Here is an 8,714-nt window from a genome sequence, read left to right as displayed (position 1 = left end):
ACTCATCAAAATCACCTCCAATCATCTTGGTTTCCTAAGAATAAATAATTTTTGGAAGAGCAATCCTTATTTAGAACTTCAACATAAAAAACTTAGGTGGTTTCAATGGCGTATTGGCTCTGCATAACGAATAGGGATAACTGGAAGGTTATCAAGGAGAAGAACGTTTGGGGCGTGCCAAGGAGGCATAAGAATACCATTGCCAAAGTAAAGCCTGGCGACAAGCTCGTAATTTATGTGAAGCAGGAGAGGAAAGATAAGCAAATCCTTGAGCCGAAGATCGTTGGAATTTTTGAGGTTGTGAGCGAGCCTTACGAGGACTCAAGCAGGATTTTCAAGGCTCACGTGCCGAACGAGACTTACCCGCTCAGGGTGAGGATCAAGCCCATAAAGCTTGGAGAGGTTGAGTTCAAGCCTTTAATTCCAAAATTGAAGTTCATCACAAACAAGAAAAAGTGGAGCGGCCACTTAATGGGTAAGGCAATGAGAGAAATCCCAGAAGAAGACTACAAATTAATAGAGAGCTTGTTGTGAAATTCAGGAGAACCTCCCATCAAAATACTAGCGTAGCGAGATACAATAGATAACAAACAATGGCAAACTGATACAAGTAAGCGTTTAAGAGTCTGTGGGTTACCCACATGTAACTTTCGGGCCGAGGAACAGTGTTGAGTGCTGGTTTAGGAATGTTAAGAAGTTTTAAAAAGCTGCTTCAATGACTCAAGCGACGGATATATCGTGGGTACCCCAGTTAAATAGCTGGAGATCACTTTTAAGTCCTTAAACCCTGTTCCTGTAGCCTCTATGATTACTAAGTCTTCCCCATCAATCTTTCCTGCATCGAGGGCTTCTAGTAAGCCGGCCAGGGAAGCCGCTCCACTGGGCTCCACGAATATCCCTTCGTATCTTGCGAGGAGTTTTTGAGCTTTCAGGATTAGATCATCACTTACTGCTTCAGCAAACCCTCTAGTCTCTTTTATCCCCTTCAGCACCAGGTCCCCGTCCCACGTGTATGGGTCCGCCAGACCTCCCGCCACAGTCTTGGGATTCTCCCAGGTTTCAATCGGTTTTTGTTTTTTCCATGCCACCACAAGGGGGGCGCAACCTTCCGCCTGAACTGCCACTAACCCTGGAATCCCCTCCACAAAGTCCAGAATCTCAAACTCTTTAAAGCCCCTGTAGTTCCCCGCAAAAAGACCTCCACCCCCAACCGGGATGAATACCCAGTCTGGGACCTGATAATTAAGGTCTTCCAAAATCTCGTAGGCTACTGTCTTTGGACCCTCCATTTGATAGGGGTTGAACTTCCCGAAGCTTGGAATCGGGACCCACCCAAAGCTTTTGTATGCAAGCTCCATCATCTTGACTGTAGGATCTCCCAGTTCATCCCTCTTCTTAACCCTTACCACGGTTGCCCCATACAACCTCAGCTGTGCAATTTTCTCATCTGGAGCCTCCTCTGGCACAAAAGCCACACATCTAAAGCCAAGCCTAGCGCTATATGCTGCCAACGCAGCTGCTGCGTTTCCACTTGATGCTGTAACAACGTTCCGTAGCCCAAATTCATTTGCCTTACTAATGCCCACCACAATAGGCCGGTCCTTAAAGCTGCCCGTGGGGTTTCTTGTTTCGTCCTTTATGTAAAGGTTTTTCAGCCCAAGTTTCTCAGCAAGTCTTTTGGACTTTATGAGGGGGGTTCCTCCCTCTCCCAGTGAAACGATCTTTGATGGATCTGAAATCGGAAGCAATTCCTTATACTTCCAGACTCCTGGTTTCCTTCTTTTGAGGTCTTCTTTGGAGAAAACCTCCGATATTTTGGAATAGTCGTAGACTATGTCCACTCTCTCCTCACACTCGGGGCAGCTAAAGTATATGGAATCCGGAGGGTACTCCCTCTTGCATTTGGAGCAAACGAGCTTCTCCACGTACATAACCTCACCTCATAACCTGAGTTCCCGTCTTTCCCTCGAGCGCTTCAACCGCTCTGTCGAGGGAGGCTATTATGGCTCTTTCACCGCCCCACTCAACGAACCTTATGGCAGCAAGAACCTTTGGGCCCATGCTGCCCTTCTTGAAGTGTCCCTCTTCATAATAGCGCTTCAGCTCGTCCACCGTTACCTTTCCAAGCCACTTCTCGTCGGGCTTTTCGTAGTTCAGGGCGGCACCGTTCACGTCAGTTAGTATCATGAAGATGTCAGCATTAACCTCTTCCGCGAGTTTCTCTCCGGCCAGGTCCTTGTCTATGACTGCCTCAACGCCCTTAAGCTCTCCATTTTCCTCAATCACCGGAACTCCACCGCCGCCGCTCGCTATGACGATGAAGCCCTTCTCGACGAGGTCAACGATAACCGGAGCCTCTACGTGACCCTTCGGGTCAGGGCTCGGAACAACCCTTCTCCACCCCCTTCCGGCGTCTTCTATAACTGTCCAGCCCTTTTCCTTTGCGAGCCTCTTGGCTGTATCCTCGTCGTAGAACGGTCCAACCGGTTTGCTCGGGTTCTGGAAAGCTGGGTCGTTCTTGTCAACGATAGTTTGAGTGACGATTGTTGCAACGGGCTTCTCAACCCCCCTCTTCCTCAGCTCGTTTATCAGAGCCTGACCAATCATGTAGCCTATCTGCCCCTGGGTCATTGCTCCAGCGACGTCCATCGGCTGGGATGGGATTCCATAGACCTGCTGACCGGCATCCATCTGTAGAAGGAGTGCCCCAACCTGCGGGCCGTTCCCGTGGGTGATAACTACCTCATAATCGCCGTCAAGGATTATGTCAGCGATCTGCTTGGCAGTCCTTCTCACGTTCTCCATCTGCTCCTCATAAGTACCCTTCTGACCTCGCTGGAGTATGGCGTTCCCGCCCAGAGCTATGACAACCCTCTTCATTATCAATACCTCCAGTTGAAGAATACAAAAGTGGAAAAAGGATGTTAATTAATCTTCCCTAGCGAGCTCGAGCATCTTTCTGTGCTCCTCTGTGGTCAGCCTCCTCTTGAGGAAGAGCCTCGTGCTGAAGTATCTCGCGGCGTAGTCTGGTAGAACCGTGACGACCCTATCGCCTTCTCCGAATCCATGTTTTTCTGCAAGCCTTATCGCGGCCAGAACGTTGGCCCCACTTGATATGCCAACTGGTAAAGCTTCCTTTCTGGCTATCTTTCTTGCCATCTCAATAGCTTCCTCACTGCTCACCGTGACCCAGTCATCTATATATTGCCTGTACTTCTGAACAAGGCTTGGGACAAACCCGTCACCAATACCCTCAACCTCATGTCTGCCCCATGGGCCGAGTTTTCCTTCCTTGAACCATCCTTCCGCAGTTGGGCACTCCGCCGGCTCCATTCCAGCCGTAATAATCCTCGGATTAGCCTCCTTCAGCCTCTTTGCGACTCCAACCAGGGTACCGCCGGAGCCTACTCCAGCCACAAAACCCCTGATAGTTTCCGCTCCGAGCTGTTCAATTATCTCCCTTCCCGTGGTCTCATAATGAGCCCTAAAGTTTGCTTCATCATCCCATTGATCCAAAGCCAGATACTTATCAGGATTCTCCTGTTCGAGTTTCTTGGAATACTCCAGCGCACCCATAGCGTCACTTTCTCCTCCTGGAGTGTAGACGAGCTTGGCCCCAAAGAGCATGTCTAGGAGCTTTCTCTCATAGCTCATCTCCTCCGGCATTACTATCAAAACGTCATACCCAAAGTAGGAACCCCAGGCTGAGAAGGCTATTCCGGTGTTCCCAGTTGTTGCTATCACTATCGTCATTCCAGGCTTTAATTTTCCCTGTTTTTCAGCCTCTTTTATCATGTAGTAGGCCATTCTGTCCTTTACACTCCCAGTTGGGTTCATAAACTCACACTTCGCCCAAATCTCGAAGGGATAATCACGGTCTATATTGGATAGTCTTACAATTGGGGTATCCCCAATAAGCTCAACCGAGTTTTTCGCCACCTTTCCTCCCATATTTTCACCTCCCAGGTTTTAAGACATGAATTGGAAAAATTCAGCGCAGAAGGGCTTCACCTATTGCGATGTAGCCCTCTGCGGCCTTAACAAGGTGTTCAATTTCAATATATTCGTCAATTACGTGGGCCAGACTCTCAGTCGAAGGACCATATCCAATTGTTGGAATACCCCTAACTCCTGCACTCTGGCTTCCGTCAGTGCAGAAGGAGTACTTAGAGAATTTTGCTGGGATGCCGAGGCTGTTTACTGCCTGCAGAGATTTTTGAGCGAGTTCATGGTTCCTGTCTAATAGCCAGGCCGGGAAAAAGCGCTTGGCTTTGATCAGCTTTCCTGTATAGGTTTTGGCTTCTCCACTTGCAATCTCAACTTCGGCATCAAAGTTATGTATTTGCTCCCTGAGCTCTGCTATGATGTCCTTTATCGGCTTTAGGACGCTCTCTTCGGTTTCTCCCACTATCAGTCTCCTGTCAAAGGTGGCCCTGCATTCATACGGGACTACTGAAGCTCCAGGATACGGCTTTGAGATTATGTCTGTAAGTTCAATTATTGCATCCCCTAGAAACTCGTGAGAGGGCAATTTGAGATTTCTTATTCTTTCTATCAGAGGGATCATATTGTAAACGGCATTAACTCCGAGTTGTGGGTTTGATGAGTGGGCAGGCTTCCCTTTCGTTTTCACAACTATTTCTGCTCTTCCCCTCTGACCTATGTTAATGTTGAGGTTAGTGGACTCTCCCAGAACTACATAATCGGCGGGTATTTTGTCCAGGACTTTTCCAAAGGCGATTCCTTCAAATATCTCCTCCATAACGACACCGACAACATAAACATTCCCATTCATCTTTTCTTTAGGGATCAAGCTTGCCGCGTAAATCATTGTGCCCAAGGCACCCTTCATGTCGGAGGTTCCCCTCCCGTAAATTTTTCCATTCACAATTTCTGCTCCAAACGGGTCGTGTGTCCAGTCTTCGGGATTATCCACAACTACTGTGTCCATGTGGCCTTCAAAGACAACAGACTTGCCGTTTCCCTTTCCGCTTATCTTGCCTATTACGTTGCCATACTCATCAATCCACGCCTCATCATAACCCAGCTCTTCCATGGTCTGTTTAATGAACTTTGCGACTTTCTCCTCCTCTCCCGAGTAGCTGGGTCTTCTGATAAGTTCTTGAACAATGCCAATCAGCTCTTCTCTTTGTTGGACGGAAAGTCTCATTTGGTTCCCTCCTCAATGCCAATTGTCTGAAGTAATACTGCTGCTTTCGCGAAGAGATTATCCTTGGCCTGCTCGTAGATCACTGACCGGGGAGAGTCCATCACAGTATCATCTGCTTCATAACCGCGTAGAACAGGCAAGACATGAGTAATTATGCCCTTGGGGTCCATCAGGTCAAGATCTTCCATTTTAAGCCTCCATTCCCTGTACTTTTCATAGATCTTCTTTTCCTCTTCCCAGAACTTTGAGTATCCCTCTTTGGCCATCCTCCTTGAAATCCACGATCTCGGGAAGACAACGTGAGCTCCTTCAAGGGCTTCTTTATAGTCGTTCGTGAACTCAAGAGAGGCACCGCTGGCCTTGGCGTTTTCTTCGGCCATTTTGACTATCTCATCCGGGAGTTCAAAGCCAGGTGGGTGGGCAACAGTAATATCCATGCCGAGTCTCGTGCCCAAGAGCATTTCAGAGTTAATGCTGCAGTATCCTCTGGGGACTGGGGCATATGCCCACATAAGCACATACTTCTTCCCGCTCAAGTCACCCAGCTTGTTCTCTATTGTCACGTAGTCTCCAATCGCCTGGGTCGGGTGATAGGTGTCGTCTGCCATGTTTATCAGGGGAACATCCGCATGCTCGGCATAATGTCTGAGAAGTTTGTTCCCCCTCCCGTACACGAAGTCTATTGCATGGTCAAGATAACGGATGCCTATTGCATCCCCGTAGATTGAGTACATCTTTGCTATGTCTTTTTGGCTTTCTCCCTCTCCTTCCCTTGTCATCTTGCTTGTTATAAACTGCGCATGCCCGCCTAGGAGAGTCATGGCAGTCTCAAATGCCGATCTTGTCCTTGTTGAGGAGGAGTAAAACAACATTACGAAGGTCCTCTTGTTCAGGAAGTTCTGGGGAATTATGCCGTTGTGTTTTTCATACATCTTCTTGAGCTCCTTAGCGAGCTCCATAGTTGCCCTTATCTCCTCCAAGCTCCACTCCTGGGTTGTAATTAAATCCTTTCCTTTTAGTTCCGGGAGATAGTTTTTCAGAGACATCTCTCTACACCTCCAACTAACTTGTTTTATAGAGTGGAAAATAGTTAAGAAAAAAGAGTCTTCAAGTGTGGAAGACCTCTTGGAAGCTCTTGGGTTCCTTGTCAGGTACCAAGTAGCTAAACACAACAAACACTATAAAGCTCAATATAATTCCAGGGATAACTGAGCCCCACTTTCCAAATGAAACCCATCCAAGAGCTTCTAGACCAACAACTAAACTACCAACGAGAATGGCAAGGAAGGAGCCAACCTTGCTTCCCTTGTCCCAGTAGTGGCTCATGAGGTACGGGACGAATATTCCCGCTGCTCTGAACGAGAATGAGAACATAAGTACGTCCACTATCACTGATACTTTGAACATTGCCACAATTATTGAGAATATACCGAGTATCGCGGTTATTATTTTTGATATCCTCGCAAGTTCTTCTGGAGTTGCGTTGGGCCTGATGTATGGCTTATAGATGTCGTTAACGAAAATTGCACTTCCAGCCACGAGGTCAGAATCAGCACTTGACATAGTTGCAGAGACTAGGGCTGCGAAGAGTATGCCCAGAAGAACAGGTGGCAATGCCACTGCAGCAAATCCAGGGAGTACGTATCTAGTACCGTACTGGTCAATGTAGGGAATGGTGTGGCCCATTTTTACGTATGCAAGAGCTATGAGGCCAAGAAGTGCAGGGAACCATGCAAAAATCACATAGGTTCCAGCAGCGAGCAAGGAACCATTCCTCGCAGCCTTGTCATCTCTTGCTGCGAAATACCTTTGGATGTATTCTTGTCCTACAGTGAAGCTCGCAAAATACATCACTGTTAGGCTTACTATAGTCTCCCATCCAATACCAGCTGTGAGGCTGAATCTCCAGGGTTCAAGAGTTGTCTTTAAGACATCCCAACCTCCTATTACCTTAAGCCCGTAGGGAACTGCTATAATAATGCCTCCTACTACACATATCCATTGGAACAGGTCTGTCAGAGTTACGCTCCACAATCCGCCCATCACAGAGTAGAATACTGCGACAGCACCCATGATAAGGACTGCAACTTTGAAGTCAATGCCAAGTAATATTGAAAGGACTATACCTGATGCCATTATCTGAATAGCTGTGAGGCCTATCATTGGCAGGAGGAGAACTATAGCAGTCAATATATGGTTTGCTTTCCCATATCTCTTGTTGAAGAACTCAGGTACCGTAGCAATCATTGTTGAACGCAACTTTGGAGCCAGAAATGCCAGAATTACAAAGACTATTGCCATAGTCAGAACATACCACGCCGCGGACAACCCCCAATTGGTAAACGCCTTTTGAGCAACGCCCATTGAGCTTCCGCCACCTACCTCAGTAGCTGCAAGCGTTCCCGCAATAAGGATTGGTCCCAACCTTCTACCAGCCAGCATAAAGTCTATGTCTGTCTTGATTAGTCTTGCAGAATACAATCCAATCGCTAGTAATACTACCAAATAGGTCGCTACGATAATATACACTATAGCAGGCAACATGGGAAATCACCGACGGTATTTGGTGCTTATTTTATTTAACAATTTTTGCCAATTTATAAAATATTATTAAACAATCCTGGGAAATTGTTAAATAAAATAAAATCAAAAAATTTTCAAGGTGAAGTTTCATGAATGACATTAAGGAAGTTAGTGGAATTTACCTTACCTTACTACGGAACCTCTACGAGAATGCAAAAGTTACTTACAAAGAACTCGGGAAAAGATGTAACACCACCAGTGTAACATGTTACAATAAAGTGCAGGAGCTGCTAAAAAAGGGTATTATAAGGAGATTCACGGTAGATATTGACCATAAGCGTCTTGGATATGAGTTAGAGGTTATTTTAGAACTCAAAGTGAAGCGTGGTCTCCCCCGCTCGGTAGCGATTAAGCTCCATAAACTCCCTCATGTTGAGTACGTATGGGAGATCACTGGTGCTACGGATTTGTTCGTAAGAGCATATTTCAAAGATGTTAACGAATTGAATGATTTCCTACACACATTGGGAAACCAGTATCCCGAGATTGAAAATGTAATGACTCATGTAGTTCTTGGGAGTTACAGAAACCCTAAAGCATGGTTCTGAACAATGATGCTTCTTTCTTTATGAAAATTTACATGCTCAAGCACGAAAATACCTGGGGTAGAGGTACAGATGGAGAATCATGAAGAAAAGAAATTTGAACAGTAACCGATGACGCATAACAATTGCTGGTGAGATTGCTATGTTTGAGAAAACAAAAGATTATTAAGCTTCTTTATGAAGTACTTAACAGAGCGGGGATGACAGGGGGGTTGTAACCGATGACAACGTCTCCGAGGAAAACCGTCTGTTTGGGAAATAAAGCCTAAAGAAGGGAGTTTGATGTTAGTAACCGATGATGAGTGTCATCCCAGCCGAATGATGACGACGTTTTATCCCCACCTGAGGTGATCCAATGTTTGAGTTTTTAAGAAGAAGGAAGGAAAAGCATGGAGTTCCAATATATATAAGCGAGC

Annotated in this window: 8 protein-coding genes and 1 pseudogene; 3 read left to right on the top strand and 6 right to left on the bottom strand. The window is 46.4% G+C overall.

The window, feature by feature from the left end; genetic code table 11:
• The first annotated feature begins 105 nt into the window (after positions 1 to 105).
• Together H5T41_10285 and H5T41_10280 are read left to right on the top strand one after the other, a co-directional pair.
• Positions 106 to 534, top strand: coding sequence for an EVE domain-containing protein (locus H5T41_10285; GenBank protein MBC7109150.1), 429 nt, complete (start codon positions 106 to 108; stop codon positions 532 to 534).
• A gap of 62 nt (positions 535 to 596) precedes the next feature.
• Positions 597 to 694: pseudogene (locus H5T41_10280) on the top strand (IS6 family transposase).
• Here the strand turns inward: H5T41_10280 and H5T41_10275 are convergent.
• From H5T41_10275 to H5T41_10250, 6 genes are all read right to left on the bottom strand, one after another.
• Positions 690 to 1,931, bottom strand: a complete 1,242-nt coding sequence (locus H5T41_10275) for a threonine synthase (GenBank protein MBC7109149.1) — start codon at positions 1,929 to 1,931, stop codon at positions 690 to 692. The pseudogene H5T41_10280 and the gene H5T41_10275 sit on opposite strands and share 5 nt — an antisense overlap.
• Before the next feature lie 4 nt (positions 1,932 to 1,935).
• Positions 1,936 to 2,880 carry a carbamate kinase gene (arcC, locus tag H5T41_10270; GenBank protein MBC7109148.1) on the bottom strand — a complete coding sequence of 315 codons (945 nt, stop codon included), beginning with the start codon at positions 2,878 to 2,880 and terminating at the stop codon, positions 1,936 to 1,938.
• 48 nt (positions 2,881 to 2,928) lie between these two features.
• A complete protein-coding gene (locus H5T41_10265; protein ID MBC7109147.1) occupies positions 2,929 to 3,951 on the bottom strand; it encodes a cysteine synthase family protein in 1,023 nt (340 codons plus the stop codon).
• Between the two features lie 40 nt (positions 3,952 to 3,991).
• Positions 3,992 to 5,170: a YgeY family selenium metabolism-linked hydrolase gene (locus tag H5T41_10260; GenBank protein ID MBC7109146.1), complete on the bottom strand. Its 1,179-nt coding sequence runs from the start codon at positions 5,168 to 5,170 to the stop codon at positions 3,992 to 3,994.
• Positions 5,167 to 6,216, bottom strand: a complete 1,050-nt coding sequence (locus tag H5T41_10255) for an ornithine carbamoyltransferase (protein MBC7109145.1) — start codon at positions 6,214 to 6,216, stop codon at positions 5,167 to 5,169. The genes H5T41_10260 and H5T41_10255 overlap by 4 nt, the downstream gene beginning before the upstream one ends.
• Before the next feature lie 61 nt (positions 6,217 to 6,277).
• A complete protein-coding gene (locus H5T41_10250) occupies positions 6,278 to 7,714 on the bottom strand; it encodes a sodium:solute symporter family protein (GenBank protein ID MBC7109144.1) in 1,437 nt (478 codons plus the stop codon).
• 128 nt (positions 7,715 to 7,842) lie between these two features.
• Between H5T41_10250 and H5T41_10245 the strand changes: the two genes are divergently transcribed.
• The gene (locus H5T41_10245; protein ID MBC7109143.1) at positions 7,843 to 8,301 is read left to right on the top strand and encodes an Lrp/AsnC family transcriptional regulator; all 459 of its coding nucleotides are present in this window, start codon (positions 7,843 to 7,845) and stop codon (positions 8,299 to 8,301) included.
• Positions 8,302 to 8,714: the final 413 nt, after the last annotated feature.

It is taken from the genome of Methanomassiliicoccales archaeon, from assembly GCA_014361295.1.
Classification (GTDB): Archaea; Thermoplasmatota; Thermoplasmata; order Methanomassiliicoccales; family JACIVX01; genus JACIVX01.
Note: the sequence above shows the minus strand (reverse complement) of the source record. Positions and strands in the feature narration are given on the sequence as shown.

Excerpts from the sequence above, each read along its gene's own strand:
- H5T41_10285 (MBC7109150.1), top strand. The coding sequence starts at position 106 with ATGGCGTATTGGCTCTGCATAACGAATAGGGATAACTGGAAGGTTATC.
- H5T41_10275 (MBC7109149.1), bottom strand. The coding sequence starts at position 1,931 with ATGTACGTGGAGAAGCTCGTTTGCTCCAAATGCAAGAGGGAGTACCCT.
- arcC (MBC7109148.1), bottom strand. The coding sequence starts at position 2,880 with ATGAAGAGGGTTGTCATAGCTCTGGGCGGGAACGCCATACTCCAGCGA.
- H5T41_10265 (MBC7109147.1), bottom strand. The coding sequence starts at position 3,951 with ATGGGAGGAAAGGTGGCGAAAAACTCGGTTGAGCTTATTGGGGATACC.
- H5T41_10260 (MBC7109146.1), bottom strand. The coding sequence starts at position 5,170 with ATGAGACTTTCCGTCCAACAAAGAGAAGAGCTGATTGGCATTGTTCAA.
- H5T41_10255 (MBC7109145.1), bottom strand. The coding sequence starts at position 6,216 with ATGTCTCTGAAAAACTATCTCCCGGAACTAAAAGGAAAGGATTTAATT.
- H5T41_10250 (MBC7109144.1), bottom strand. The coding sequence starts at position 7,714 with ATGTTGCCTGCTATAGTGTATATTATCGTAGCGACCTATTTGGTAGTA.
- H5T41_10245 (MBC7109143.1), top strand. The coding sequence starts at position 7,843 with ATGAATGACATTAAGGAAGTTAGTGGAATTTACCTTACCTTACTACGG.